The sequence below is a fragment of the Streptomyces sp. NPDC059679 genome (assembly GCF_042734105.1).
Lineage (GTDB): Bacteria > Actinomycetota > Actinomycetes > Streptomycetales > Streptomycetaceae > Streptomyces.
The window spans coordinates 15,395-40,904 of the sequence record NZ_JBHWES010000062.1 but is presented as its reverse complement, the minus strand read 5'-3'; the positions used below and the strand labels follow the sequence as shown (position 1 = coordinate 40,904).

Genomic DNA, 25,510 nt, shown 5'->3' with positions numbered 1-25,510 from the left:
GGCGGGCAGCGGGCGGCGCGATGGTGAGGGCGCGCCGCCCGCGCGGTGACGTCGGTTACGACGGTTGTGTCGGCTGCGTCGGTCAGGAGGGCGACGCGGTGCTGGTGCCCTTGGGCTTCTGGCAGCCGGGCTGCTTGGCCATCGCCTTGCCGACCTCACCCTCCTGCAGCTTCTGCAGGGCCTTGTCACCCGAATTGCTGAGCGTCTTGAGGTCGTCAGCGATGCTGTTGAGGCCCGCGGCGAACTTCGCCTTGTCCGAGGTGTCGAGCTTGTCGACGGCCGTCTGGAGGTCCTTGTACGCCTTGGAGGTGCTGTTCAGCTCCTTGACCGCCTGCTTCTGGGTCTGCTCGCCGCCCTTGACGGGCGGGGCGCCCGCGTTCTGCACCGCCTTGCCGAGCGCCGCGTACGCCTCGGAGATATCGCCGAATGCCTGGGAGTCGGTCTGTTGAAGCTTCTTGGAGTCCGGTTCATCGGACGCGGCCTGGATCGCGGCGTTGGCGCTCTGGATCTTCTTCAGCTGCGGCTGCACCTCGTCGCAGACCGTCTTGGCCCAGTCGTTGACCTTCTTGTTGCTCTCGCCCCCGCCGCCTCCGCAGCCGGTCAGCGCCACGACGAGTGCCGCACCGCCGGACAGTGCCGCCACAAGCTTCTTGTTCACCGGATTGGTCCCTTCCATGGCTCTTCTCGGCCCCGGAACATACACGGCCGAGCGGCCGGGGCCCTGGGATGAGCGTCCCTTATAGGCCCTTCTGAAGCCATTTGAACCAAGCCAGGTGTGCTTTCCGCCTCACCTTGGGGCCAAACCCTGGGACCGGATCCTGAGCCCAGATCCTGTGCCCGGAAGCCTGTTTGCGCCCGGAGCCCGAGCCCGGACGCGCTCGCCCTGAGGCCGGACGCTCTCACCCGGGGCCGACGCGGAAACGGGCGGACAGCGTGCCGACGCACGCTGTCCGCCCGCCTGTCGCAGGGCTCTCCCCCGCCGGCCCACGGCCTGCTCCCCCGGGTCAGGACACCACCGCGGCGTCGGCTGACTTCCCCACCCGCTCGGAGTTGCCTTCGTCACCCACCGCGATACCGCGCCGCTTGGACATGTACACGGCTGCGATGATGATCAACAAGGCCAGCGTCGCGATCCCGGCCCGCAGGCCCGGGCTGGCGTTGTCGCCGTAGGAGAACTTCACGACCGCCGGGGCGATCAGCAGCGCCACCAGGTTCATGACCTTCAGCAGCGGGTTGATCGCGGGGCCCGCCGTGTCCTTGAACGGGTCGCCGACCGTGTCGCCGATCACCGTCGCCGCATGCGCCTCGCTGCCCTTGCCGCCGTGATGACCGTCCTCCACCAGCTTCTTCGCGTTGTCCCACGCGCCGCCGGAGTTCGCCAGGAAGACCGCCATCAACGTCCCGGTGCCGATCGCACCGGCCAGGAACGAGCCGAGCGCGCCGACCCCGAGGGTGAACCCGACCGCGATCGGTGCCAGCACGGCGAGCAGCCCGGGCGTGGCGAGCTCGCGCAGCGCGTCCTTGGTACAGATGTCGACGACCCGCCCGTACTCGGGCGTCTCGCTGTAGTCCATGATCCCGGGCTTCTCGCGGAACTGCCGCCGCACCTCGAAGACCACGGCACCCGCGGACCGCGACACCGCGTTGATCGCCAGCCCCGAGAAGAGGAAGACGACGGCGGCGCCGAGGACGAGCCCGACGAGGTTGTTCGGCTGCGAGATGTCCAGGCTCAGGTTCATCTTCCCGGCCACGGTCGTATGCGTCTCGGAGATCGCCTCCGCGATGGCGTCGCGGTACGAGCCGAAGAGCGCGGAGGCGGCGAGCACCGCCGTGGCGATGGCGATGCCCTTGGTGATCGCCTTGGTGGTGTTGCCGACCGCGTCGAGGTCGGTGAGCACCTGCGCGCCCGCGCCCTCGACATCGCCGGACATCTCGGCGATGCCCTGGGCGTTGTCGGAGACCGGGCCGAAGGTGTCCATGGCGACGATGACGCCCACGGTGGTGAGCAGGCCAGTGCCGGCCAGCGCGACCGCGAACAGCGCCAGCATGATCGAGGTGCCGCCGAGCAGGAACGCGCCATAGACGCTGAGGCCGATCAGCACCGCCGAGTACACCGCGGACTCCAGCCCGACCGAGATCCCGGAGAGCACGACCGTGGCGGGACCGGTCAGGGACGTCTTGCCGATGTCCCGCACCGGCCGCCGGGTGGTCTCGGTGAAGTAGCCGGTGAGCTGCTGGATGAGCGCGGCGAGCACGATGCCGATGGCGACGGCGACGAGCGCGAGCACGCGCGGGTCCCCGCCGTGCCCGAGGATCGCGCGGTCGGTGACGCCATCCAGGTCCGCGTAGCTGGACGGCAGATATGCGAAGACCGCGACCGCCACCAGCGCCAGCGAGATCACCGCGGAGATGAAGAAGCCACGGTTGATGGCGCTCATGCCGCTGCGGTCGGCGCGCCGCGGGGCCACCGCGAAGATGCCGATCATGGCGGTGACCACGCCGATGGCCGGGACCAGCAGCGGGAACGCCAGGCCCGAGTCACCGAACGCGGCCTTGCCGAGGATCAGCGCGGCGACCAGGGTCACGGCGTACGACTCGAACAGGTCAGCCGCCATGCCCGCGCAGTCCCCGACGTTGTCGCCGACGTTGTCCGCGATGGTCGCGGCATTGCGCGGGTCGTCCTCGGGGATGCCCTTTTCGACCTTGCCGACGAGGTCGGCGCCGACGTCGGCGGCCTTGGTGAAGATGCCGCCGCCGACACGCATGAACATCGCGATCAGGGCCGCGCCCAGGCCGAAGCCTTCGAGCACCTTGGGTGCGTCGGCCGCGTAAACCAGCACCACGCAGGACGCGCCGAGCAGGCCGAGACCGACGGTGAACATGCCGACCACGCCGCCCGTGCGGAATGCGATCTTCATGGCCTTGTGCGAGACGGCCGTCAGATCGACACCCGATTCGCCCGCGGAAGGGGGCGTGGAAGAGGGAGAACTCCCATTGACGGGAGCCGCCCCGGACGGCTTCTCCGGTGTCGCCTCACGGGCGGCGGCCGCGACTCGCACATTGCTGCGCACCGCCAGCCACATCCCGATATAGCCAGTGGCCGCCGAGAATCCGGCGCCGATCAGAAAGAACACCGATCGCCCGATGCGCTGCTTCCAGTCGTCCGCCGGCAACAGCATGAGCAGGAAGAACACCACGACGGCGAATACGCCGAGAGTGCGCAGCTGCCGGGCCAGATAGGCATTCGCGCCTTCCTGGACCGCCGCGGCGATCTTCTTCATGGTGTCGGTGCCCTCGCCGGCCGCGAGCACTTGTCGTACCAGCGTCACCGCGACCGCGAGTGCCGCCACCGCGACCGCGGCGATCACCAGCACGATCACTCTGTTGTCATCGGTCAGTTCTGCGGCGGCCAGGGTTGGGGGAAGGTCCAGTGGATGAGGGGTGAGTTGCCCCGCCATTCGTCCTCCTTGACGTTTGGCACATGGGCGCGCAGCAGTTCTGCGACCGCAGAAGAGCCGCCACGCTCAGGCGTCCTGAGCTCAAGATGTGGACGGATTGTAGGGAGCGGCACCAGATCAAAACAGGGCGCCGGAATAGGAATTCGCCTGCACCAGCGAAGATCAATAGGTTTCGGCCTCAGTAATTCCCTCGGATGAAGGAAGGCACCTAATTCGCTGACGCATAGATAATGATCTCTATAAACGATCTCAGTGTCATATAAAAAGCCCTGCTCAGCGCATGGCCAGAGCAGGGCGGAGCACCCTGCGCCGACGTCCGCGATCGGACCCCGGCGCGAGCTGTGGAGCTACGGCAGAAGGGACTGGGGAGCGGTGGGCCAGCTCATCCGAATACGGCCGCCGGTCTCGCTCGTCGTCACCTCGACGTCGTCGACCAGCCCGCTGATGACCGCGAGCCCCATCTCGTCCTCTCCCTCGGCCGCCGGCTCCTCGTCCACGTCGGGATGGGAGCCGGGCGTCAGCCCGGCGGATGTCGGCGACTCGTCGCCGACCTCGATGGAAAACTTCTTCTCCTCGTCGGTCAGGACCACCCGCACCGGGGCCTCCACCCCATTGCTCAGGTGGAGCCCGACCGCGCGCGTGCATGCCTCGCCGACCGCAAGCCGCACCTCGTCGAGCACGGCCTCGTCCACCCCGGCCCGACGCGCCACGGCCGCCGCCACCAGGCGTGCGGTTCTGACGTGCTCGGGCAGGGCACTGAAGCGGAGTTCGACGGTGGCCATGCCATCCCCCTCGGGCGTATGGGCGTGCATCTCAGGGGGCCGGGCGGAGCCGCCCGGTACCCCCTCGTTCTTCCGGTGGTGGCTGATCAGTCGGTCGCCGCGACGGCGTCATCGACCGAGGTGTGAATCGGGAACACCTTGGTCAGACCGGTGATACGGAAGATCTTGAGAATGCGCTCCTGGTTGCAGACGAGGCGCAGCGAGCCCTCATGGGCCCGCACTCGCTTGAGCCCGCCGACGAGCACGCCGAGTCCGGTGGAGTCGAGGAAGTCGACGCCCTCCATGTCGACGACCAAGTGGTAATTGCCGTCGTTGACAAGCTCGACCAGCTGCTCGCGCAGCTTGGGCGCGGTGTATACATCAATCTCGCCACCGACCTCGACGACCGTGCGGTCGCCAACGGTCCGGGTCGACAGGGACAGGTCCACGGATCCTCCAGCACCTTGCATCGAGCGGTCGCCCCCCATGGATCGGCAGCCGCGATGGCATTCAATCACTTACCAGCAGGCGCGCACGACGCCTTGAGCCCATTGTCCGTCAGACCAGTGACAGACTCGGTGTCGATGGCCCACAACCAACTCCCGCGGCAGGCGGGCATACGCACCTCACCCCGGACCGTCCTCGGTCGGCTCACCACCGGGGCGAGCCGGGCTGCGCGCATCACTCATACGGAGCACTTGCCCCCGCGTATCGGGACCCATGCCGATTGGCCTCGCCAGATCCGGCCGGAAGTCGTCGATGCCGTCCAGGCCGCCGGAATCGAGCGCCCGTGGGCCCACCAGGCGCGTACGGCCGAGCACGCGCTGCGAGGCGAATCCGTGGTCGTCGCCACGGGCACCGCGTCGGGGAAGTCCCTGGCCTATCTGGCCCCCGTGCTCAGCGCCCTCCTGGACGGCTCGGAGGCGCCCAGCGGACGCGGCACCACCGCCCTGTACCTGGCGCCCACCAAGGCCCTGGCCGCCGACCAGCGGCGCGCCGTGGCCGGTCTCGCCGCCCCGCTCGGCACCGGCATCCGCGCCGCGGTGTACGACGGGGACACCCCGGTCGAGGAGCGCGAGTGGGTCCGCCAGTACGCGAACTACGTGCTCACCAACCCCGACATGCTGCACCGCGGCATCCTGCCCGGGCACCCCAGATGGTCCTCCTTCCTGCGCGCACTGCGCTATGTCGTCATCGACGAGTGCCACACCTACCGGGGCGTCTTCGGCTCCCACGTGGCCCAGGTGCTGCGCCGACTGCGCCGCGTATGCGCCCGCTACGGCTCCTCTCCCGTCTTCCTGCTCGCCTCCGCGACCGCCGCCGACCCGGCCGTCGCGGCGACCCGACTGACCGGCCTTCCTGTGGTGGAGATCACCGACGACTCCTCACCCCGCGGCGAGGTGGTCTTCGCCCTGTGGGAGCCGCCGCTGACCGAGCTGCACGGCGAGCAGGGCGCCCCGATCCGCCGCACCGCCACGGCGGAATCCGCGGACCTGCTCACCGACCTGGCCGTCCAGGGCGTCCGTACGGTCGCCTTCGTACGCTCCCGGCGCGGCGCCGAGCTGATCGCCCTGATCGCCCAGGAACGGCTCGCCGAGGTCGACCGGTCCCTGGCGGACCGGGTCGCCGCCTACCGCGGCGGCTATCTCCCCGAGGAGCGCCGCGCCCTGGAGCGCGCCCTGCACTCCGGGGACCTGCTCGGACTCGCCGCCACCACCGCCCTGGAGCTGGGCATGGACGTGGCCGGGCTGGACGCCGTCGTCCTCGCCGGATACCCGGGCACCCGCGCCTCCCTGTGGCAGCAGGCGGGGCGGGCCGGGCGCGCCGGCCAGGGTGCGCTGGCGATCCTCGTGGCCCGGGACGACCCGCTGGACACCTATCTCGTCCACCACCCGGAAGCGCTCTTCCGACAGCCCGTCGAATCCACCGTGCTGGACCCGGACAACCCGTACGTCCTCGCGCCCCACCTCTGCGCGGCCGCCGCCGAGCTGCCGCTCACCGAGGCGGACCTCGAACTCTTCGGCCCTGCCACCGAGGAGCTGATGCCACAGCTGGAGCAGCGCAGACTGCTCCGCCGCCGGGCGACCGCCTGGCACTGGACCCGCCGCGAGCGCGCCGCCGACCTCACCGACATCCGCGGCGAAGGCGGCCGGCCGGTGCAGATCGTGGAGGCCACAACGGGGCGGCTGCTGGGCACCGTGGACGCCTCAGCCGCCCACGCCACCGTCCACGAAGGCGCCGTCCACCTCCACCAGGGCCGGAGCTACCTCGTCAAACAGCTCGACCTCGAGGACTCGGTCGCGCTCGTGGAGGAGGCCTCCCCGCCGTATTCGACCACCGCCCGCGACACCACGGCGATCTCCATCCTGGAGACCACCACCGAGGTCCCGTGGGGCGACGCACGGCTGTGCTTCGGCTCCGTCGAGGTCACCAACCAGGTCGTCTCCTTTCTGCGTCGCAAGCTGATCAGCGGCGAGGTCCTCGGCGAGTCCAGGCTCGACCTCCCGCCCCGTACGCTGCGCACCCGGGCCGTGTGGTGGACGGTCACCGACGACCAGCTCGAGGACGCCCGGGTCGCCCCCGAAGCCCTCGGCGGCGCCCTGCACGCCGCCGAGCACGCCTCCATCGGCATGCTGCCGCTGTTCGCGACCTGCGACCGCTGGGACATCGGCGGGGTCTCCATCCCGCTCCACCCCGACACGCTCCTTCCGACCGTGTTCGTCTACGACGGGCACCCCGGCGGCGCGGGCTTCGCCGAACGCGCCTTCCACACCGCCGCCCGCTGGCTCACGGCCACCCGCGAGGCGATCGCCGCCTGCGAGTGCGAATCCGGCTGTCCGTCCTGCATCCAGTCCCCCAAGTGCGGCAACGGCAACGACCCGCTCGACAAGAAGGCCGCCATCCGCCTCCTGACCACCCTCCTCACCAAGGCCCCACCCCAGCCGACCGACACCTGACGCCGGACGGCCGGCGCCGGCGTCCGACAGCTGGGGCCGGGCCTCTGGCACCTGACGCGGGGCGCCGGGCAGCCGGTAGCCGGTAGCCGGTAGCCGGTAGCCGGTAGCCGGTAGCCGACGGTGGGGCGTCCGGCACCCGATGCCGGGCGCCTGAGACGCCTGACAGCCTTCACCGGGCGCCGGGCGCCGGGCGCCTGACGGCTCGCACCCTGACGGGCCGGTATCGGGGTCCGCGCCCGGTTCGCGGACGTACGACCCGAGCCCGTGCCGACCCGCCCGGCCGCTGATCGGGTCCCGCCACCGTCCCGCCCCCGCGGCCTCCCAGTCGGCGCCTCACCTGGGCGCGTTTCGCTCGGCCTGGGGCTCAGGCCGCTCTGCGGGGCCGGCCCGGGACCGGACTTGGGGGGCGAACGGACCGGCGCGTGCCTCCACCCTGAGATCGGCGATCGCGCCGCGCAGGGCGCACTTCACCACGCGGGCGCCCTGTGCGGCGGCTACCCGCCGGGCGAGCCCGCAGGCGACTTCGGGGCCCTCCAGCCCGTGGTCCGCCGCTGCGAGCGCCGCCAGGTCCGCGGCGGCGCCGGCCCGGTGGCGGGCCACCATGACCTGTCCGGCCGCCAGCACGACCGCGAACACCGCGCACAGCGCCGTGGCGGTCAGGGCGGCCCACACCGTCGCCGACCCACGGTCTCCCCAGTCCCTCCTCACGGCCCCGCCTCGCCTGCCGGTGCCGCGGCCGGTCCCGGCGCCTCCTCGGCCCGGCCCACCGACTCCTCGGCGAAGGCGACCGCCTCACCATGGAGGCGCACCGCCAGTTGGCCGGGGCCGGGCGCGCGGGCCTCGACCCGCACCCGCACCAGGTCGCCCTCCCGCCGCAGCTCGACCCGGGCCCCGCGAGGCGCGGCGGACCGGGCGGCGGCCAACGCGGCCGCGCGCGGCTCCGATCGCGCGGCGGCGCGCGCACCGGCCCGCGCCGCGTCCACACACCGCATCTGCCCGGCCGCGGCCATCAGGCCCCAGATCAGCATCAGTGCGAACAGCCCCAGGACCGGCAGCGCGACGGCCGCCTCCGCCGTGACGAACCCCCGGTCACCCGGTCCGGCCACGCCACGCCGACGCAGGCCGCGCCGACTGCCTGGACTGGATCGGCCGGTCGCATCAGAACTGTCCATCGAGCGCCTTCCCGATCACCGACCGCAGCGCTTCGTCGACCGCTCCGCCGGTCACAATCTTGTACAGAACCGCGGCAAAGGCGCATGCCGCGAGTGTCCCCATCGCATACTCGGCGGTCGCCATCCCCGCGTCGGCTCGTGCCTTCGCTGCCGCGTACCGCCGCAGACACCACCGCATCACCATGTCGGCCTCTCCGTTCTGTGCTGAATCCCGTACGTCGCTGAATCCCGTACGTCTGACTCGCGTAGTTCTGACTCGTGTCTTGTGACTGCCGGACTTCCGGCTGCCGCGCTTCCGTTTCCGTGCGTGGTCGCGACGTCCGCACTCGTTCTGCCGGACAGCCCCCTCCTCAGCCGCCGCCCACCAGGGCGCCCGCAAGCCCGAGCATCACCGGCGCCACCCCGATCAGCAGGAACGCGGGCAGGTAGCACCAGCCGAGCAGGGCACCGGCGGCCCAGGCCCAGTCCCGGATCGCATCGGCCGCCCCGTCGGCGCGCCATCTCTCCCGCAGCCCCGGCCTCCGCTCCTGGTGGGCCTCCGGCAGCAGCACCGCGAGCCGGCGCCGGGCGGTCCGCACCCGGCCGGCCTCGGTCACCGCTCCTACGACGGACACGGTGGCGGCGGCGAAGGCCGTAGTGATCCACAGGCTGTGGATGACATCAGCTCTCATGGCTCCGGCGTCCTTCCTGGCCGGCCGCCGTCCGGATCACCCTCGAGGTCCAGGCAAACCCGGCCCACTCCAGCAGCCCGCCCACCAGCAGGCAGGCAAGACCAGCCGGGGTGTGGAGCAGTACATGCAGGGGGTCCGCACCCAGTGCGGTGCCCAACAGCAGCCCGAGGACGGGCAGCAGCGCCAGCGCGACGGCCGTGGCCCGGGCGCCCGCCAGCCGGGAGCGCAGGCTCTGCCGCTGGTCCCGCTCGGCCCGCAGCGCCGCCGCGACCCGGTCGAGGCCGGCCGCGAGGCCCGCCCCCTCGTCGACCGCGACCTGCCAGCAGGCCGCGACCCCGATGAGTCCTTCCGCACCCGGCGAACGGGCCGCCCTGCGCAGGGCCTCCGCCACATCACCGCCGAACCGCGCCGCCGCAGAAACCAGGCCCCATCGCTCCCCGATGTGTCCTGGGGGCGTGGCCAACAGCGCCTCGACCGGTTGCCGTCCGGCACGCAGCTCGCCCGCCACGGCCCCGCACAGCTCGATCACCGCCGCGGCGCGCCGATCTCGCCACCTGTCGCGCTTACGCGCCCGGCGCCACCGGCCGACGAGCGGCACGGCCGCCGCCCCGGCCAGCAGCGGCAACACCGACGCGCCGACCAGCGCGAGCACACATCCCGCCGGCAGACACAGCAGCTCGCGCCCCATCCGCCCGCCGTATGCGGTCCGCCACCGCTCCCGCAGCCAGGCGACCGTCTCGGTCAGCCGGCGCTGTGGATCCGCCCCGGCGGGCCCGACGGCTCCGCCGCCCGCGAACAGCAGCCTGGCCCGCCGCAGATCCCTGTCCCGCCCGGAGAGCAGCCACGCCGCCGCGCCCGCGCACAGCACGGCCGCACACAGCGGCAGCGCCTCTGGGGCCACTCCACCGCCCACGCCCGTCATGCCGCACCCCCGCCGCGTACACACAGCCGCTGGAGCCGGTCCCAGCCCGCCGCCCTCCCGAAACCCTCGGGGGTCCACACCGCGGCTGGGACGGTCGTGACGTAGCCCGCCCGGTCCCGGTCCAGGACATGGAGCTCGGCGATCTTGCGCCGCCCGCCGCGGTCCCGCACCAGATGGATCACCACCGACAGGGCGGCCGCCAACTGGCTGTGCAGCGCCGCCCGGTCGAGACCGGCCGTCGATCCCAGCGCCTCCAGCCGGGCCGGGACATCCGCCGCGGTGTTGGCGTGCACCGTGCCGCAGCCGCCTTCGTGCCCGGTGTTGAGCGCGCCCAGCAGATCGGTGACCTCGGGACCGCGCACCTCTCCGACCACCAGCCGATCCGGACGCATCCGCAGCGCCTGGCGCACCAGGTCCCGGAGGGTGACCTGGCCCCGGCCCTCCTGGTTGGCGGGCCGGGTCTCCAGCCGGACCACATGTGGATGGTCCGGCCTGAGCTCGGCCGAGTCTTCGGCGAGGACGATCCGCTCGTCCGGTCCGACCAACCCCAGCAGCGTGCTGAGCAAAGTCGTCTTGCCGGAGCCCGTGCCACCGCTGATCAGGTACGACAGCCGGGCGTCCAGCATCGCCCGCAGCAGCTCCTGGCCGCCGGGCGGCACGGTGCCCGCCGCCACCAGCTCCTCCAGGGAGAACGCCCGGGGCCGCACCACGCGCAGCGACAGGCAAGTCGACCCGACGGCCACCGGAGGGAGCACCGCATGCAGCCGTGTGCCGTCCGGCAACCGGGCGTCCACCCACGGCCTGGCGTCGTCCAGCCGCCGGCCGGCCACGGCGGCGAGGCGCTGGGCGAGTCTGCGCACCGCGGCCGCGTCGGTGAATGCCACGTCCGTCCGCTCCAGTCCGGCTCCCCGGTCCACCCACACCTCGTCGGGGGCGGTCACCAGGACATCCGTGACGTCGGGGGCGGCGAGCAGCGGCTCCAGCGGCCCGGTGCCGACCAGCTCCGAGCGCAGGGCCGCGACGACACCCAGGACTTCTGTGTCGCCGAGCAGCCTCCCCTCCTCGCGCAGGGCCGCCGCCACCCGCGCGGGCGTCGGCTCCGCCCCGCTTTGCGCCAGCCGCAGCCGCACCGCGTCCAGCAGCTCCGGCGGCTCCACACCCGCGCCACCGCGCTCGCGCCAGGTGACGCTCGTCCTGAGGCTCATGCCCCGCCCCCTTGCTGCTCCGCGTCTGCCAGGACCCGCCCCCAGAACTCCGCGCAGAACCGGGCGAGCGGCCCGCGGGCGCTGCCGCCCGGCGGCTCACCGCCGTCCCACGCATCCGACAGCCCGGGCTCCGACGGCAGCTCACCGGCCAGCGGCAGGTCCAGAAGCCGGGCGATCTCCTCGTCGTCGAGCCCTGGTCCGCATGGCCCGCGCACCACCGCGCGCAGATCCCGCAGCACCATGCCGACCGTCGAGGCCACGCGGTGGGCGGCGGCGACCGCGCGCAGCTCGGCGGGCACGACCAGCAGACCCAGATCCAGCTGGTCGAGGGCTTCGGCCACCGTGTCGTCCACCCGCCGAGGCAGATCCACCACCACGACCCCGCCGCGCCGCCGCGCGGCCGCGAGCACCGCCCTCATCGCGGACGGCGCGATGGCCACCGATTGGCCGCGGTCCCAGCTGAGCACGCGCAGGGAGTGCAGTTCGGGGAGCGATTCCTCCAGCGCGCTCCCGGCGACCCGGCCGCGCGATTCGGCGAAGGCGGGCCATCTCAGCCCCTCCGCGCCCTCCCCGCCGAGCAGCACATCCAGACCGCCGCCCAGCGGGTCTCCGTCGATGAGCATGGTGCGCCGCCCCGCGCGGGCGGCGGTGACCGCCAAGGCGCAGGCGAGGGTGCTGGCCCCCGCACCGCCGCGCCCGCCGACGACTCCGATGGTGAAGGCCTGGCGGCCGACGCCCTCGGCCACGTCGGCGATGCGGTCCACCAGCCAGGTCTCGGCATCCGGCAGAAACGCCACATTGTCCGCGCCGAGGGCGACAGCTCGCTGCCAGATGCCGTGGTCGTCGAGGTCCCGTCCGATGAGCAGCACCCCCTCCCTGCGGGTGCCACCGCGCAGCCGGGCCGCGGCGTCGTCACCGACCAGAATGAGCGGGGCGCCCTCCCAACTCCCCCGGCGCACGGGCAAGCCATGCACCACTTCGGGCTCGGCCCCCGCCGCCGCGCACAGCCGTAACAAGTCGTCGAGAAGCTCCTCGTCCTCCGTGACGATCAGCGGTCTGCACAGTCGCCCATCCGCCGCCGGTCGATTCGGTGTGATGGATCCAGCCACGATCCCCTCCCCTTCTCCTTACGCACCCATCTCGTTACGCGCTCTCACTTCCGCGAACGATGAGCGCGAACGCCGTGGAGAATCAGCGTCCGGCGATCCAGGAAATCTTGGGGATCTTGGTCCAAAACTGTGGACAACTCATCAGTTGTGAATATCCCAGTCACCTAAACCAGTGACTTCCGGAGAGCAGCCTTGCGATTACGCACAGTCACGGATCAATGTGGTGGGGCGGCAGTCGCCAGCCGAGGCCCGGAAGGGGGAAATGATCAGGTGAAAAGACCGCAAATGCGTCCGGACATGCGACGACCCCCGCCGGGGGGGAGAGCGGGGGTCGTCCCCACGGCCGACTCGGGGGGGGAGGAGTCGGACCGGGTTAGCACGGTCGCGAACGATCCGTGACTTCCATGGTGTACCCGAGAGCCTTCTCAGGCAAACCCACGCGCCCAGCTTACGCCGAATGGTGGGCCCTATGCTCGGCGTCGTGGAAAACCACTCGTTGCCTCGGACAGCCGCCTTCTTTGACCTGGACAAGACGGTCATTGCGAAGTCGAGCACGCTCACCTTCAGCAAGTCCTTCTACCAAGGTGGGCTGATCAACCGCCGCGCCGTACTGCGTACCGCATATGCGCAGTTCGTCTTCCTCGCCGGCGGAGCCGATCACGAGCAGATGGAACGGATGCGGGAGTATCTCTCGGCGCTGTGTCGTGGATGGAATGTCGAGCAGGTGCGGGAGATCGTCGCCGAGACCCTGCATGACCTCATCGACCCGATCATCTATGACGAGGCCGCCTCCCTCATTGAGGAACACCACACCGCCGGCCGCGATGTGGTCATCGTCAGTACCTCGGGCGCCGAGGTCGTCGAGCCGATCGGCGAGCTGCTGGGCGCGGACCGAGTCGTGGCCACCCGTATGGTCGTGGAGAACGGGGTGTTCACCGGCGAGGTGGAGTACTACGCCTATGGGCCGACCAAAGCGGAAGCCATCGCCGAGCTGGCCGAGTCCGAGGGCTATGACCTCTCCCGCTGCTACGCATACAGCGACTCGGCCACCGACCTGCCGATGTTGGAGTCCGTCGGTCATCCCCACGCGGTGAACCCGAGCCGCGCGCTGCGCCGCGAGGCCGCCGCCCGTGGCTGGCCGGTCCTCTCCTTCAACAAGCCGGTGCGGCTGAAGCAGCGCGTGCCCTCGCTGTCCATGCCGCCGCGTCCGGTGCTTGCCGTGGCGGCGGCGGTGGGCGCGGCCGCAGCCACCGCCGGGCTGATGTGGTACGCCAGTCGACGCCGCGCACCGTATGCCCGTATTTGAAGCCAATCACAAAGATCTGCGATGAGAGCTTCCGCTTGGGCTGACACAGGAGTAGAAAGGAATCGAAGGCCCGCGAGACCAGGGGCATCCGGAGGATTCCCCCAGACGCACCAAGGCCCACGGACCTAGCATGAATACTGGGCACCCACGCGACGCCGACCCGTCGATTACGGGCCAGCCGCACCAGGTTACGGGCGAAGATCCCGACCTGATGGGCGAATTCTCGTGCACGCATGGTAACCCGGTGGCCGTGCCAGCGGCGGTACCGAACTCGGTACCGCCGCAACCATGTCCGGGCCCGCCGCAGCGCCCCCGTCCTGCGGCGACTCAGGCGGCGCCGCGCTGCAGGGCCTCGCAGACCGCGGTGCTCTCACGGGCCCCCAACTCCACCGCACGCCCGCACTGTGCGATCCACGCCGCCATGCCCTCAGGCGTCCCCGAGACATAGCCCTTCAACGCCTCGACGTATGCCGCAGCGCCCAATTCCGCGTGTCCGACCTCGGCCGCACAGATGGACTTCGGGTCAAGTCCGCTGCCCACCAGCACGATCCGCTCCGCCGCACGGGCCACCAGACCGTTGTACGACCCAAAGGGCCGCAGGGCCAGCAGTTCGCCGTGCACCACCGCGGCCGTCACCAGCGCCGGGGCCTGGCTCCCCGCGAGCAGCAGCCGCGCCAGCCCATCCAGCCGCCCGGCCACCTCGTCGGCGTCCGGCAGCGTCAGTTCGATCAGTGGCTCCTCGACCGGCTCACCCGCCAGCCGCGGCCGCCCCACCGTGTCGGCCACCTCCGCGCCCCCCGCCGCGACGAGATGCAGCCGGGCCAGCACCCGCAGCGGCGACTGCCGCCATACGCTCAGCAGCTGTCCGGCCTCGGCGGTCAGCCGCAGCGCCGCGCCCACCGTGCGCGGTTCGCCCTCCGGTCCGAAGTCGCTGCGGCGCCGCACCTCCTCCAGCGCCCAGTCGGCCCCGGCCAGGGCGGCGGAGCCGCGCGCCCCGCGCAGGGCCGCCTCGGATGTGACCTCATTGCTGCGGCGGCGCATCACCCGGTGGCCATAGACCCGGTCCACCGCCTCGCGCACGGCGTCCACGGAGTCGGCGACGCCGGGAAGCGCGGCCAGGGCGGCAAGCGGATCTGCTGTCGTACTCATGAGTACGACCCTACGCACCTACCAGTACCCACCGCCGCCACCCCTCATTGGAGTGGTCTTCTTCACCGTATCCGCCTCCGGGACGATCACTCACCTACGCTAGGTGAACATGAAGATCGCTTTCGTGGGCAAGGGTGGCAGCGGAAAGACGACGTTGTCCTCGCTGTTCATCCGCCACCTCGCCGCCACCGGCGCCCCCGTCATGGCCGTCGATGCGGACATCAACCAGCACCTCGGTGCGGCCCTCGGTCTGGACGAGCCGGAAGCGGCCGCACTGCCCGCCATGGGCGCCCACCTCCCCTTGATCAAGGACTACTTGCGCGGCACCAACCCCCGTATCTCCGGCGCCGACACGATGATCAAGACGACTCCGCCGGGCGAGGGCTCACGGCTCCTGCGGATCGACGAGGACAACCCGGTGTACGAGGCATGCGCCCGTAGGGTCGGGCTCGACAGCGGGCAGGTCCGCCTGATGGTGACCGGCCCGTTCACCGAGTCCGATCTCGGCGTCGCCTGCTACCACTCCAAGGTCGGCGCGATCGAGCTGTGCCTGAACCATCTGGTGGACGGCCGCGACGAGTTCGTCGTCGTCGACATGACCGCCGGCAGCGACTCCTTCGCCTCGGGCCTCTTCACCCGCTTCGACATGACGTTCCTGGTCGCCGAGCCCACGCGCAAGGGCGTGGCGGTCTATCGCCAGTACAAGGAGTACGCCGCCGACTTCGACGTGGCGCTGTGCGTGGTCGGCAACAAGGTGCAGGGTCCGGAGGACCTGGCCTTTCTGCGCGCGGAAGTGGGCGAGGACCTGCTGGTCACGGTCGGCCACTCGGACTGGGTGCGGGCCATGGAAAGGGGCCGCCCGCCGCGCTTCGAGGAGCTCGAGGAGGTCAACCGCCGCGCCCTGCGGACGCTGTACGAGGCGGCGGACGCATCGTACGAGCGGCGGGACTGGCGGCGTTACACCCGCCAGATGGTGCACTTCCATCTGAGGAACGCGGAGAGCTGGGGCAACGAGAAGACGGGCGCCGACCTGGCGGCCCAGGTCGACCCCGCCTTCATGCTGGGCGAATCCGTCCTGGCCGGGCGGCCGGCGGCTACTTCCGCTTCCGTTTGACCGGCAGCGCGGAGTGTGTGGAGGCCGGCTCGGCGGCGAAGAAGCCCGCCCAGCCGCCCTTCGGCCGCTTCCCGACGTCCAGTTTGCGCAGTCGGCGCAGGACTCCGGGGTCCTGCGCGTCCAGCCAGTCGGCCAGTTGCTTGAAGGAGACGCAGCGCACGCCCTTCTTCGGGCAGACCTTCTTGATGGTGTCCTCGACGGCGTTCATATACGTTCCGCCGTTCCAGGATTCGAAGTGGTTGCCGATGAACAGCGGTGCCCGATTGCCCTTGTACGCCCGGCGGAAGGCGGCTCGCAGTCCCTCGCGCATCTGCTTGCCCCAGGCGGCGCGCTTGGAGGGGTCGCCCTTGGTGGTGCCGGACTGGTTGGCGAGGAAGTTGTAGTCCATCGACAGGGTTTCGAAGGTATGGCCGGGCACGGGGATCTCCTGCAGCGGAAAGTCCCAGATTCCGTGGATCTTCTTCGGCCAGACCTGGCGGCCGCCCACGGAGCTGGCGTCGTAGCGGAATCCCATCTTCTTGCCCGCCTTGATCAGGTTCTTCTGCCCCTCCAGGCAGGGGGCGCGGCCGCCCACGAGCTCCTTGCCGTAGTCGAAAGGCAGTGGTTCGCCGTCCCGCAGGCCGGTATTGGTCTTCCAGTGTTTGACGAACGACACGGCCTGCCGGGTCTCGTCGATCCACTCTTTGGGGCTCCAGGTGCCCACCCCGTCGTCCGGGCCACAGAAGTGGCCGTTGAAGTGGGTGCCGATCTCATTGCCTTCGAGCCAGGCGGCGCCGAGTTGCTCAACGGTGTCCTTGACGCCCTTGATGTCGTTGAAGCCGATGGCCGAGGAGCCGCGCGCATGTCGCGGCGGATCGTAGAGGTCCTTCTTCTTGGTGGGCAGCATGTAGACGCCGCTGAGGAAGTACGTCATCGTCGCGTCGTACTTCTTGCCGACGGCGCGGAAGCGGGAGAAGAGCTTCTGGCCGTCCTGGCCCGCGCCGTCCCATGAGAAGACGACGAACTGCGGTGGCTTGTCGCCCGGTTTGAGGCGGCGGGGTCTGAGCTGCCCCGGCTGCGGTCCGGTGTAGGAGGTCGATCCGTCACCGATGAGCCGGCCCTGTTTCCCGCCCCGCTTGGGGTGCTTGGGCGCCGCCGGCCCGTTCCGCTGCGCGTCGCGGTCCGTCCGCGGCTGGCCCGGGTTGCCTGAGCGCTGTGAGTCGTGCGAGCTCCCCGTGCAGTTGGCCAACGCGGCCAGCACGGACATGACGGCCAACCCTGCAGTGACGTTTCTTCTGGCCCTCATGCCGCCACCTCGCCTCTCTCGTCGTTCCGCGTCGCGGGAACTCGGAAGGAGAGCCAAGCTCGCACGGAACAGAGAAAAGACAGAGCATGACAAGCCATTTCAAATGATTATTCACCCGTAAGGTGGAATATAGACCCGTTCTACCCGAAAAGACTTCCTGTCGACTTTACTCAGCATTACGATTCATTTACCAATGCTTGGGGGTCGATGCCGGGCTTGGGAATCAGACCGCAGTACGCCGTGACCCACGGCCGCGCTCTCATGCCCGGCCGCGAAGCCCCGGAGGAGACGGGAATGTCGCAGCTCTTGAACCGGATCGGTGGGGTCTCCTGCCGACGGGACCTTTCCGCCTCGATCGTCATCTTTCTGATCGCGATCCCGCTCTCCCTCGGGCTCGCGATGGCCACAGGCGCCCCACTGCAGGCCGGTTTGGTCTCCGCCGTCGTGGGCGGAATCGTGGCCGGGCTGCTCGGGGGCGCCCCTCTCCAGGTGAGCGGCGCCGCGACCGGCCTGGTCGTGGTCACCGCCGATCTCGTGCAGCGCTACGGCTGGCGCACCACCTGCGCGATCACTGTGCTCGCCGGCGCGGCGCAACTGGCCTTCGGCGCCCTGCGAGTGGCGCGGGCCGCGCTCGCGATCAGCCCGGCCATCGTCCATGGGATGCTCGCGGGCATCGGCGTCGTCATCGCGGTCGGCCAGCTGCATGTGGTGCTCGGCGACAGCCCCGACAGCTCAGTGATCGACAACATCGCCGCGCTGCCCACGGAGTTGAGACATCCGCACCCGGCCGCCCTTCTGGTGGGTGCGATCACCGTCGCAGTGCTCGTGCTGTGGCCCTGGCTGCCGGGGAAGGCCGGGCGGGTCGCGCGTACCGTGCCGGCGGCACTCGTCGCCGTCGTCGCGGCCACCGCGATGAGCGCGGGCATGACGGTGCCGCGCGTCGATCTGCCGTCCTGGGAGGTCCCGGCGCTGCCCGGGCTTCCGGAGGGACCAGTGCTCGGGCTGGTCGCCGCCGTGCTGACGGTCACTTTGGTCGCGAGCATGGAATCGCTGCTGTCCGCCGTCGCCGTCGACCGGCTGCAGACCGCGGGACCCGGCCCGCGGACGGAGGCGCCGGGCATGGCACCGCACCCGGCGCCGGAAAAGCAGCCGACCCGGCTGGACCGCGAGCTGGTCGGGCAGGGCGCGGCCAATATGGTCTCCGGGCTCCTGGGCGGGCTGCCGATCGCGGGAGGCGCGATCCGCGGCTCGGCGAATGTCCGGGCCGGTGCCGTGACCCGCCGGTCCACGGTGCTCCATGGCGTATGGGTGGCGCTGTGCGCGGGGCTGCTCGCCGGGGTGCTCGAGCTGATTCCGCTCGCGGCGCTCGCCGCGCTGGTCCTGGTCGTCGGCGTGAAGATGGTCAGCTTCGCGCACATCAAGAACGTGCAGCGGAATCGGGAGTTCCCGGTGTATGCGGCGACGCTGGGCGCGGTCGTCCTGCTGGGCGTATTGCAGGGGGTGGTGGTCGGGATCGTGGTCGCGGTCGTCACGGCGCTGCGCCGCCTGGCCCACACCCGGATCACCGTGGCCGAGGAGGCCGGGCTGCACCGGGTGCGGGTGAGCGGGCAGCTGACGTTTCTGGCGGTGCCCCGGCTCAGCCGGGCCCTGGCGCAGCTGCCGGCCGGGGCGAGCGTGGTGGTGGAGCTGGGCGGCTGGTTCATGGACCACGCCGCGTATGACGCGCTGCAGTCCTGGGCCGAGGGGCATCGGGCGCGCGGAGGCTGGGTCAGGCTCGGCGGCCGGTCGGGGCGGCCGATCGCCGAGCCGGCCAGCGCCCATGCCTGCCGGCCGTGGACACCCTGGCGCAACCATCACTGCACCCGTCCCGCCCCGACGGCCGTGCAGAACGGCGGAGGACAGCTGCTCGGCGGGGTGAGCGCCTTCCAGCGGCACACCGCGCCGCTGGTGCGGGAGGAGTTGGCGCGGCTCGCGCGGGAGGGGCAGCGGCCCACTCAGCTCTTCTTGACCTGCGCCGACTCCCGGCTGGTGACCAGCATGATCACCTCCAGTGGGCCCGGCGACCTGTTCACCGTGCGCAATGTGGGCAATCTGGTGCCACCGCCCGGCTCCGGGGATGCCTGTGACTCAGTGGGTGCGGCCCTCGAATACGCGGTGGAGGTGCTGAAGGTCGGCAGCATCACGGTGTGCGGACACTCGGGATGCGGGGCGATGCAGGCGCTGCTGGGCTCGGTGGTGCCCGCACCGTCCGGCGAGCAGACACTGCACGGCAGGCAGGCGCCGTCCAGGACGCAGACACCACCCGCGGCGCCGACCCTGTCGGGCAGGCAGATGCCATCCAGCAGGCAGACGCCGTCCGAGACACACGCGCCCGCCGTCGCGCAGACGCCGCTTGTGCGATGGCTGCGCCATGGGCGCCCGAGCCTGGCCCGTATGGAGCGGATCGGGCGGCTGGGGCGCGGGGAGGTGGCGCTCGGGGACAGGCCCGTGGCCGATGAGCTGGAGCGGCTGGCGTTGGTCAATGTGGTGCAGCAGCTCGACCATCTGATGGCGCACGGTTGTGTGGCCCGCCGGGTGGCGGAGGGCGGGCTGGTGCTTCAGGGGATGTACTTCCATGTGGGGGAGGCTCAGGCGTATGTGCTGGAGGCCGGGGGAGCGGGCAGATTCTCGGCTGTGCGGCCGGATCATGGCGCGGCAGCGGGTGCCTGTGCGAGCGGCGGGGCCGCGGCGGCGGGCTTGGGCGGCGGTTCCCTGGCCGGGGGCGTGGGACTCATGTGATTACAGGTCTAAACCAATTTTTGCCGACGACCCTTGTCAGGGTGCACCGCGGGCTGATGAGCTATGGCCTGGGACACAACGGTCACCCTGGGAAAGGGAGATGTCGTGAGCAACGAAAGCCTGGCCAACCTTCTTCGGGAGGAGCGTCGCTTCGCTCCACCCGCCGACCTGGCCGCCAACGCCAATGTCACGGCGGAGGCGTATGAGCGGGCGAAGGCTGACCGCCTGGGCTTCTGGGCCGAGCAGGCCCGTCGGCTGACCTGGGCCGTCGAGCCGACCGAGACGCTGGACTGGTCGAACCCGCCGTTCGCGAAGTGGTTCGCCGACGGCAAGCTCAATGTGGCGTACAACTGCGTCGACCGCCATGTGGAGAACGGGCTGGGCGACCGGGTGGCCATCCACTTCGAGGGCGAGCCCGGCGACACCCGCTCCGTCACCTACGCCGAGTTGCAGCGCGAGGTCTCCAAGGCGGCGCATGCCCTGACCGAGCTCGGGGTCCGGACCGGTGACCGGGTCGCGATCTATCTGCCGATGATCCCGGAGACCGTCGTCGCGATGCTGGCCTGTGCCCGCATCGGCGCCCCCCACTCCGTGGTCTTCGGCGGCTTCTCGGCCGACGCTCTCGCCACCCGCATCGAGGACGCCGACGCCCGGGTCGTGATCACCGCGGACGGCGGCTACCGCCGCGGCAAGCCCTCCGCACTCAAGCCCGCCGTCGACGAGGCCCTGACCCGTCCGGGCACCGAGAACGTGCGCAATGTGCTGGTGGTCCGCCGCACGGGCCAGGAAGTGGCCTGGGCCGAGGGCCGCGATGTGTGGTGGCATGAGCTCGTCGACCGCCAGCCGGAGCAGCACACCCCCGAGGCGTTCGAGGCCGAGCACCCGCTCTTCATCCTCTACACCTCGGGCACCACCGGTAAGCCCAAGGGCATCCTGCACACCACCGGCGGCTATCTCACCCAGGTCTCCTACACCCACCACGCCGTCTTCGACCTCAAGCCGGAGTCGGATGTGTACTGGTGCACGGCCGACGTCGGCTGGGTCACCGGCCACTCGTACATCGTCTACGGACCGCTGTCCAACGGTGCGACCGAGGTGCTCTACGAGGGCACCCCGGACACCCCGCATCAGGGCCGCTGGTGGGAGATCGTCCAGAAGTACGGCGTCACGGTCCTCTACACCGCCCCGACCGCGATCCGCGCCTGCATGAAGTGGGGCGACGACATCCCGGCCAAGTTCGACCTGTCCTCGCTGCGCATCCTCGGCTCGGTCGGCGAGCCGATCAACCCCGAGGCATGGGTCTGGTACCGCAAGCACATCGGCGCGGACAAGACGCCCGTGGTCGACACCTGGTGGCAGACCGAGACCGGCGGGATGATGATCAGCCCGCTGCCGGGCGTCACCGAGACCAAGCCCGGTTCGGCTCAGGTCCCGCTCCCCGGTATCTCCGCCACCGTCGTCGACGACGATGCCAACGAGGTGCCGGACGGCTCCGGCGGCTACCTGGTCCTCACCGAGCCCTGGCCGTCCATGCTCCGCACCATCTGGGGCGACGACCAGCGCTATCTGGACACCTACTGGTCGCGCTTCGCCAACCGCTACTTCGCGGGCGACGGCGCCAAGAAGGACGACGACGGCGACATCTGGCTGCTCGGCCGGGTCGACGACGTCATGCTGGTCTCCGGCCACAACATCTCCACGACCGAGGTGGAGTCGGCGCTCGTCTCGCACCCCAAGGTCGCCGAGGCCGCGGTCGTCGGGGCCACCGACCCCCAGACCACCCAGGCCATCTGCGCCTTCGTCATTCTGCGCGGCGGCGCCGCGGAGGAAGACGGTCTGGTCGAGGAGTTGCGGGCCCACGTCTCCAAGCACCTCGGCCCGATCGCCAAGCCCAAGCGGATTCTGCCGGTGGCCGAGCTGCCCAAGACCCGCTCCGGCAAGATCATGCGTCGACTGCTGCGCGATGTCGCCGAGAACCGCACCCTCGGCGATGTCACCACCCTCACCGACTCTTCCGTCATGGAGCTCATCCAGAGCAAGCTGCCGTCCGCCGCCAGCGAGGACTGACCCGGTCACATCGCCAATATTCGGCGCATACGGCATGCGGAAAACGGAGGGCGCCCGGCCTGGCGGGGCGCCCTCCGGGCATTCCGGATAGGCTGGAAAGCCGTCACATCAAGAACACGACAAGAACAAGCTTTCGAGGGCGCGCCGGGAAGTCTGGTCGGCACACACCACACGTGTATCCCCGCTCCAGGAGGCTTCCCCGTGGCCGCGCCCATCCGCCGCAAGTTCCTCGGACGTCTGTCGCTGCCCGAGCGGACCTTCGTCACCGACGCGCTGCGCACCGAAACCGTCGGCGGCATCATCCTGCTGGTCGCCGCCATCGCCGCGCTGTTCCTCGCCAACACCCCGCTCAGCGGCCTCTACCAGGACGTCAGAAACTTCTCCTTCGGCCCCGACGCGCTGCATCTGCGGCTGTCGATCGGCTCCTGGGCCGCGGACGGCCTGCTCACCATCTTCTTCTTCGTGGCCGGCATCGAGCTCAAGCGTGAGCTGATCGCGGGCGAGCTGCGCGACCCCCGGGCTGCCGCGCTCCCCGTCGTGGCAGCGATATGCGGCATGGCCATGCCCGCCCTCGTCTATGTGGCCGTGGGCGCGGCCGGCGGCGGAAACCTCAGGGGCTGGGCGGTGCCCACCGCAACCGATATCGCCTTCGCCCTCGCCGTACTCGCCGTCATCGGCACCGCCCTGCCCGCCGCCCTGCGCGCGTTTCTGCTCACCCTCGCGGTGGTGGACGACCTCGGCGCGATCCTGATCATCGCGATCTTCTATACGACGCATATCGACTTCGTCGCCCTCGGTCTGGCCTTTGCCGGTCTCGTCGTGTTCTGGACGCTGCACCGCAAGGGCATCCGCGGCGCATACATCTATGTCCCGTTGGCCTTCGTCATCTGGGCTCTGATGCATGCGAGCGGGGTGCATGCCACGATCGCCGGCGTCGCCATGGGCCTGATGCTGCGCTGCACCGTGCGCGAGGGCGAGGAGCGCTCCCCCGCCGAGCGCATCGAGCATCGCGTACGCCCGCTGTCGGCCGGACTCGCCGTCCCGCTGTTCGCCCTCTTCGCCGCCGGGGTGCCGGCCTCCGGCGAAACCATCGGGCAGGTCTTCTCCCGCCCCGAGACGCTCGGCGTCGTCCTCGGCCTCGTCGTGGGCAAGACCATCGGCGTCCTCGGCGGCTCCTGGCTCGCCGCCCGCTTCACCAAGGCTGAGCTGAACGAGGACCTGGCCTGGGCGGATGTGTTCGCGATCGCCTCGCTCGCCGGAATCGGCTTCACCGTCTCCCTGCTCATCGGCGAGCTGGCCTTCCCCACCGACCCCACCCTCGCCGCCGAGGTGAAGGCGGCGGTGCTCATCGGCTCGCTGCTCGCCGCCGTCGTCTCGGGCGTCCTGCTGAAGATGCGTAACAACACCTACCGGAAGCTGTGCGAGGAAGAGGAGCGGGACGAGGACCAGGACGGCATCCCCGATATCTACGAACTCGACAGCCCGGACTACCACCTGCGGATGGCCGCGATCCACGAGGCCAAGGCCGCCGAGCACCGTCGACTTGCCGAAGTGGCTGCCGCATCCGACTCCGGTGACGATGGTCCGGCATGATCTGAGAGGCTTGACGACCGCGGAGAAGCGCAGAAGACGTGGCAGACGCGCAAGACGAGAGCAAGACGACGAGTAAGACGCGGAAGACGCGGAAGACGAGCAAGACGACGCGTACGACGACGTGTAAGACGTGCGGGACGCATAAGACGTGCGAGAGCAGAGGGAGATGGCGATGAGCGCAGCCGACGACGGCGGCAACCGCAGCCTCGGCCAGCTGGTGGCCACGGCGACCACCGAACTGTCCGCGCTGGTGCACGACGAGATCGCGCTGGCCAAGGCCGAATTCCGGGACAGCGCCCGGCGCACCCTGTTCGGCAGCGGCGCGGCCATCGTGGCGGGGGTGCTGCTGCTGTTCTCGCTGCCGGTGCTGAGCTTCGCCCTCGCCTACGGCCTGCGCGCCTGGACCGGCCTCGGCCTCGCCTGGTGCTTTCTGATCGTCGGTGGCATCTATTGGCTGATCGCCGGGATCCTCGGCGGCGTCGCGCTCGCCAAGTTCAAGCGGGTCAAGGCGCCGAAGAAGTCCATGGCCTCGGCCAAGGAGACGGCGGCCGTGCTGGGGAGCGTCAAGCCACACCCGCGCGCCGCGGCCAATGGCGGCCGCCCGGCACGGGATGTGACACGCTCGACCGCATGACGGCCCCTGACACCTCCGCCTCGGTCGTACGGCTCGACGGACCCTGGACCCATCGGGACGTCGCGGCCAACGGCGCGCGCTTCCATATCGCCGAGCTGGGTGACGGCCCGCTGGTCCTGCTGCTGCACGGCTTCCCGCAGTTCTGGTGGGCCTGGCGGCACCAGCTGACCGCCCTGGCCGAGGCCGGCTTCCGGGCGGTGGCGATGGATCTGCGCGGGGTGGGCGGCAGCGACCGTACGCCCCGGGGCTACGACCCGGCCAACCTCGCCCTCGACATCACCGGGGTGGTCCGCTCGCTCGGTGAGCCCGACGCCGCACTCGTCGGCCATGACCTGGGCGGATACCTCGCCTGGACGGCCGCGGTGATGCGGCCGAAGCTGGTCCGGCGGCTCGCGGTGGCCTCGATGCCGCATCCGCGGCGCTGGCGCTCGGCCATGCTGCGGGACGTCAAGCAGAGCGCGGCCAGCTCTTACGTATGGGGCTTCCAGCGGCCCTGGCTGCCCGAGCGGCAGCTGACCGCGGACGACGGGGCGCTGGTGGGGCGGCTGATCCGGGATTGGTCGGGGCCTCGGCTGCCCGAGGACCAGGCCGTGGAGATCTACCGTCGGGCGATGACCATCCCGTCGACGGCACACTGCTCGATCGAGCCGTACCGCTGGATGGTGCGGTCGCTGGCGCGGCCGGACGGTTTCCAGTTCAACCGGCGGATGCGGCGGCCGGTGCGGGTGCCCACGCTGCATCTGCACGGGTCACTCGACCCGGTGATGCGCACCCGCAGCGCGGCGGGTTCCGGGGAGTACGTGGAGGCGCCCTACCGCTGGCGGCTCTTCGACGGCCTCGGGCACTTCCCGCACGAGGAGGATCCGGTCGCCTTCTCCACCGAGCTGATCAACTGGCTCAAGGATCCCGAGCCCGACCGCTGAGGCAATAGACCGCCCGTTCCGCGTACAAGCCGCCGGCTCGGTGTCCGCATGCTGTCCGCTGTCGGCACGTTGAGCGAACACCTGTTTTTCGAACGGCCACTTGCCTGGAGCATAGGCCAATTGCCGCAGCCAGGGGCGATTACGGACCTTGGGCCCCGGGCAGAGACCCAGGTATGGGCTGGACGCACGACTACCGTGACGCACCAAGCGACCGCGGCTCCGAAGCCGCCGCTGCTGCCAATACCGCGCTGAGCGTTTCCGAGCGGGGCGGTCCCGGGCCTTCCGTAGGCCATGACCCCGATATGGGGATCCCGCGCATCATCCGCCGCAGGGCCCGCTGGGTCTCGGCTCGGCTGCGCCATCCACGCGGCCGTCAGTAGCGGCCCTCAGTAGCGACCGTTCACAC

At 70.7% G+C, this 25,510-nt stretch carries 22 protein-coding genes; 9 read left to right on the top strand and 13 right to left on the bottom strand.

Annotation, left to right across the window (positions count from 1 at the left end):
• Positions 1-82: 82 nt before the first annotated feature.
• The 4 genes from ACFV2X_RS42715 to bldG form a co-directional block, all read right to left on the bottom strand.
• Positions 83-676: a small secreted protein gene (locus ACFV2X_RS42715; protein WP_385626799.1), complete on the bottom strand. Its 594-nt coding sequence runs from the start codon at positions 674-676 to the stop codon at positions 83-85.
• A 328-nt stretch (positions 677-1,004) separates the two neighbouring features.
• Positions 1,005-3,458: a sodium-translocating pyrophosphatase gene (locus tag ACFV2X_RS42710; RefSeq protein WP_385626797.1), complete on the bottom strand. Its 2,454-nt coding sequence runs from the start codon at positions 3,456-3,458 to the stop codon at positions 1,005-1,007.
• Between the two features lie 347 nt (positions 3,459-3,805).
• Positions 3,806-4,240: an ATP-binding protein gene (locus tag ACFV2X_RS42705; protein ID WP_089512875.1), complete on the bottom strand. Its 435-nt coding sequence runs from the start codon at positions 4,238-4,240 to the stop codon at positions 3,806-3,808.
• A gap of 86 nt (positions 4,241-4,326) precedes the next feature.
• Entirely contained in the window at positions 4,327-4,668 is a 342-nt protein-coding gene (gene bldG / locus ACFV2X_RS42700; protein WP_014178436.1) for an anti-sigma factor antagonist BldG, read from the bottom strand.
• Positions 4,669-4,722: 54 nt separating this feature from the next.
• Between bldG and ACFV2X_RS42695 the strand changes: the two genes are divergently transcribed.
• Complete coding sequence (locus tag ACFV2X_RS42695) at positions 4,723-7,176, top strand: DEAD/DEAH box helicase (RefSeq protein WP_385626796.1); 2,454 nt, start codon at positions 4,723-4,725, stop codon at positions 7,174-7,176.
• A 333-nt stretch (positions 7,177-7,509) separates the two neighbouring features.
• Here the strand turns inward: ACFV2X_RS42695 and ACFV2X_RS42690 are convergent, their stop codons facing one another.
• The 7 genes from ACFV2X_RS42690 to ssd all read right to left on the bottom strand — a co-directional run bounded on the left by ACFV2X_RS42690 (position 7,510) and on the right by ssd (position 12,255).
• The gene (locus ACFV2X_RS42690; RefSeq protein WP_385626794.1) at positions 7,510-7,884 is read right to left on the bottom strand and encodes an Rv3654c family TadE-like protein; all 375 of its coding nucleotides are present in this window, start codon (positions 7,882-7,884) and stop codon (positions 7,510-7,512) included.
• Entirely contained in the window at positions 7,881-8,348 is a 468-nt protein-coding gene (locus tag ACFV2X_RS42685; protein WP_385626793.1) for a TadE family type IV pilus minor pilin, read from the bottom strand. The genes ACFV2X_RS42690 and ACFV2X_RS42685 overlap by 4 nt, the downstream gene beginning before the upstream one ends.
• A complete protein-coding gene (locus ACFV2X_RS42680; protein WP_089512767.1) occupies positions 8,335-8,532 on the bottom strand; it encodes a DUF4244 domain-containing protein in 198 nt (65 codons plus the stop codon). Before ACFV2X_RS42680 ends, ACFV2X_RS42685 begins: the two co-directional genes overlap by 14 nt.
• A gap of 166 nt (positions 8,533-8,698) precedes the next feature.
• Positions 8,699-9,019, bottom strand: coding sequence for a hypothetical protein (locus tag ACFV2X_RS42675; RefSeq protein WP_385626792.1), 321 nt, complete (start codon positions 9,017-9,019; stop codon positions 8,699-8,701).
• Positions 9,009-9,941, bottom strand: coding sequence for a type II secretion system F family protein (locus ACFV2X_RS42670; protein ID WP_385626791.1), 933 nt, complete (start codon positions 9,939-9,941; stop codon positions 9,009-9,011). Before ACFV2X_RS42670 ends, ACFV2X_RS42675 begins: the two co-directional genes overlap by 11 nt.
• On the bottom strand, positions 9,938-11,083 hold the full coding sequence (locus tag ACFV2X_RS42665; protein ID WP_385626835.1) for a TadA family conjugal transfer-associated ATPase: 1,146 nt from the start codon (positions 11,081-11,083) through the stop codon (positions 9,938-9,940). Before ACFV2X_RS42665 ends, ACFV2X_RS42670 begins: the two co-directional genes overlap by 4 nt.
• 59 nt (positions 11,084-11,142) lie before the next feature.
• Positions 11,143-12,255 carry a septum site-determining protein Ssd gene (ssd, locus tag ACFV2X_RS42660; RefSeq protein WP_385626789.1) on the bottom strand — a complete coding sequence of 371 codons (1,113 nt, stop codon included), beginning with the start codon at positions 12,253-12,255 and terminating at the stop codon, positions 11,143-11,145.
• Positions 12,256-12,724: 469 nt separating this feature from the next.
• Between ssd and ACFV2X_RS42655 the strand changes: the two genes are divergently transcribed.
• Positions 12,725-13,561, top strand: a complete 837-nt coding sequence (locus ACFV2X_RS42655) for an HAD family phosphatase (protein WP_089512770.1) — start codon at positions 12,725-12,727, stop codon at positions 13,559-13,561.
• 327 nt (positions 13,562-13,888) lie between these two features.
• Here the strand turns inward: ACFV2X_RS42655 and ACFV2X_RS42650 are convergent, their stop codons facing one another.
• Positions 13,889-14,710: an oxidoreductase gene (locus ACFV2X_RS42650; protein ID WP_385626787.1), complete on the bottom strand. Its 822-nt coding sequence runs from the start codon at positions 14,708-14,710 to the stop codon at positions 13,889-13,891.
• A 109-nt stretch (positions 14,711-14,819) separates the two neighbouring features.
• On the opposite strand from ACFV2X_RS42650, the gene ACFV2X_RS42645 reads away from it, so the two are divergent.
• On the top strand, positions 14,820-15,824 hold the full coding sequence (locus tag ACFV2X_RS42645; protein WP_385626786.1) for an ATP-binding protein: 1,005 nt from the start codon (positions 14,820-14,822) through the stop codon (positions 15,822-15,824).
• Here ACFV2X_RS42645 and ACFV2X_RS42640 read toward each other — a convergent pair.
• Positions 15,805-17,070, bottom strand: a complete 1,266-nt coding sequence (locus tag ACFV2X_RS42640; RefSeq protein ID WP_385626784.1) for a hypothetical protein — start codon at positions 17,068-17,070, stop codon at positions 15,805-15,807. The genes ACFV2X_RS42645 and ACFV2X_RS42640 overlap by 20 nt on opposite strands.
• A 333-nt stretch (positions 17,071-17,403) precedes the next feature.
• On the opposite strand from ACFV2X_RS42640, the gene ACFV2X_RS42635 reads away from it, so the two are divergent.
• The 6 genes from ACFV2X_RS42635 (at position 17,404) to ACFV2X_RS42610 (ending at position 25,484) form a co-directional block, all read left to right on the top strand.
• Positions 17,404-19,887, top strand: a complete 2,484-nt coding sequence (locus ACFV2X_RS42635; protein ID WP_385626783.1) for a bifunctional SulP family inorganic anion transporter/carbonic anhydrase — start codon at positions 17,404-17,406, stop codon at positions 19,885-19,887.
• Positions 19,888-19,992: 105 nt separating this feature from the next.
• A complete protein-coding gene (gene acs / locus ACFV2X_RS42630) occupies positions 19,993-21,954 on the top strand; it encodes an acetate--CoA ligase (RefSeq protein WP_385626781.1) in 1,962 nt (653 codons plus the stop codon).
• Between the two features lie 201 nt (positions 21,955-22,155).
• A complete protein-coding gene (gene nhaA, locus ACFV2X_RS42625; protein ID WP_385626779.1) occupies positions 22,156-23,547 on the top strand; it encodes a Na+/H+ antiporter NhaA in 1,392 nt (463 codons plus the stop codon).
• Between the two features lie 172 nt (positions 23,548-23,719).
• A complete protein-coding gene (locus ACFV2X_RS42620) occupies positions 23,720-24,181 on the top strand; it encodes a phage holin family protein (protein ID WP_385626778.1) in 462 nt (153 codons plus the stop codon).
• A complete protein-coding gene (locus tag ACFV2X_RS42615) occupies positions 24,178-25,104 on the top strand; it encodes an alpha/beta fold hydrolase (RefSeq protein WP_014178407.1) in 927 nt (308 codons plus the stop codon). Before ACFV2X_RS42620 ends, ACFV2X_RS42615 begins: the two co-directional genes overlap by 4 nt.
• Before the next feature lie 173 nt (positions 25,105-25,277).
• Positions 25,278-25,484: a hypothetical protein gene (locus ACFV2X_RS42610; RefSeq protein WP_385626775.1), complete on the top strand. Its 207-nt coding sequence runs from the start codon at positions 25,278-25,280 to the stop codon at positions 25,482-25,484.
• Positions 25,485-25,510: the final 26 nt, after the last annotated feature.

Coding starts and splice junctions, on each gene's coding strand:
- ACFV2X_RS42620 (WP_385626778.1), top strand. CDS start 23,720: ATGAGCGCAGCCGACGACGGCGGCAACCGCAGCCTCGGCCAGCTGGTG.
- ACFV2X_RS42670 (WP_385626791.1), bottom strand. CDS start 9,941: ATGACGGGCGTGGGCGGTGGAGTGGCCCCAGAGGCGCTGCCGCTGTGT.
- ACFV2X_RS42640 (WP_385626784.1), bottom strand. CDS start 17,070: ATGTCCGTGCTGGCCGCGTTGGCCAACTGCACGGGGAGCTCGCACGAC.
- ACFV2X_RS42615 (WP_014178407.1), top strand. CDS start 24,178: ATGACGGCCCCTGACACCTCCGCCTCGGTCGTACGGCTCGACGGACCC.
- ACFV2X_RS42650 (WP_385626787.1), bottom strand. CDS start 14,710: ATGAGTACGACAGCAGATCCGCTTGCCGCCCTGGCCGCGCTTCCCGGC.
- ACFV2X_RS42675 (WP_385626792.1), bottom strand. CDS start 9,019: ATGAGAGCTGATGTCATCCACAGCCTGTGGATCACTACGGCCTTCGCC.
- ACFV2X_RS42655 (WP_089512770.1), top strand. CDS start 12,725: ATGCTCGGCGTCGTGGAAAACCACTCGTTGCCTCGGACAGCCGCCTTC.
- ACFV2X_RS42715 (WP_385626799.1), bottom strand. CDS start 676: ATGGAAGGGACCAATCCGGTGAACAAGAAGCTTGTGGCGGCACTGTCC.
- ACFV2X_RS42610 (WP_385626775.1), top strand. CDS start 25,278: ATGGGCTGGACGCACGACTACCGTGACGCACCAAGCGACCGCGGCTCC.
- ACFV2X_RS42635 (WP_385626783.1), top strand. CDS start 17,404: ATGTCGCAGCTCTTGAACCGGATCGGTGGGGTCTCCTGCCGACGGGAC.
- ACFV2X_RS42705 (WP_089512875.1), bottom strand. CDS start 4,240: ATGGCCACCGTCGAACTCCGCTTCAGTGCCCTGCCCGAGCACGTCAGA.
- ACFV2X_RS42685 (WP_385626793.1), bottom strand. CDS start 8,348: ATGGACAGTTCTGATGCGACCGGCCGATCCAGTCCAGGCAGTCGGCGC.
- ACFV2X_RS42645 (WP_385626786.1), top strand. CDS start 14,820: ATGAAGATCGCTTTCGTGGGCAAGGGTGGCAGCGGAAAGACGACGTTG.
- ACFV2X_RS42695 (WP_385626796.1), top strand. CDS start 4,723: ATGGCATTCAATCACTTACCAGCAGGCGCGCACGACGCCTTGAGCCCA.
- ACFV2X_RS42680 (WP_089512767.1), bottom strand. CDS start 8,532: ATGGTGATGCGGTGGTGTCTGCGGCGGTACGCGGCAGCGAAGGCACGA.
- ACFV2X_RS42710 (WP_385626797.1), bottom strand. CDS start 3,458: ATGGCGGGGCAACTCACCCCTCATCCACTGGACCTTCCCCCAACCCTG.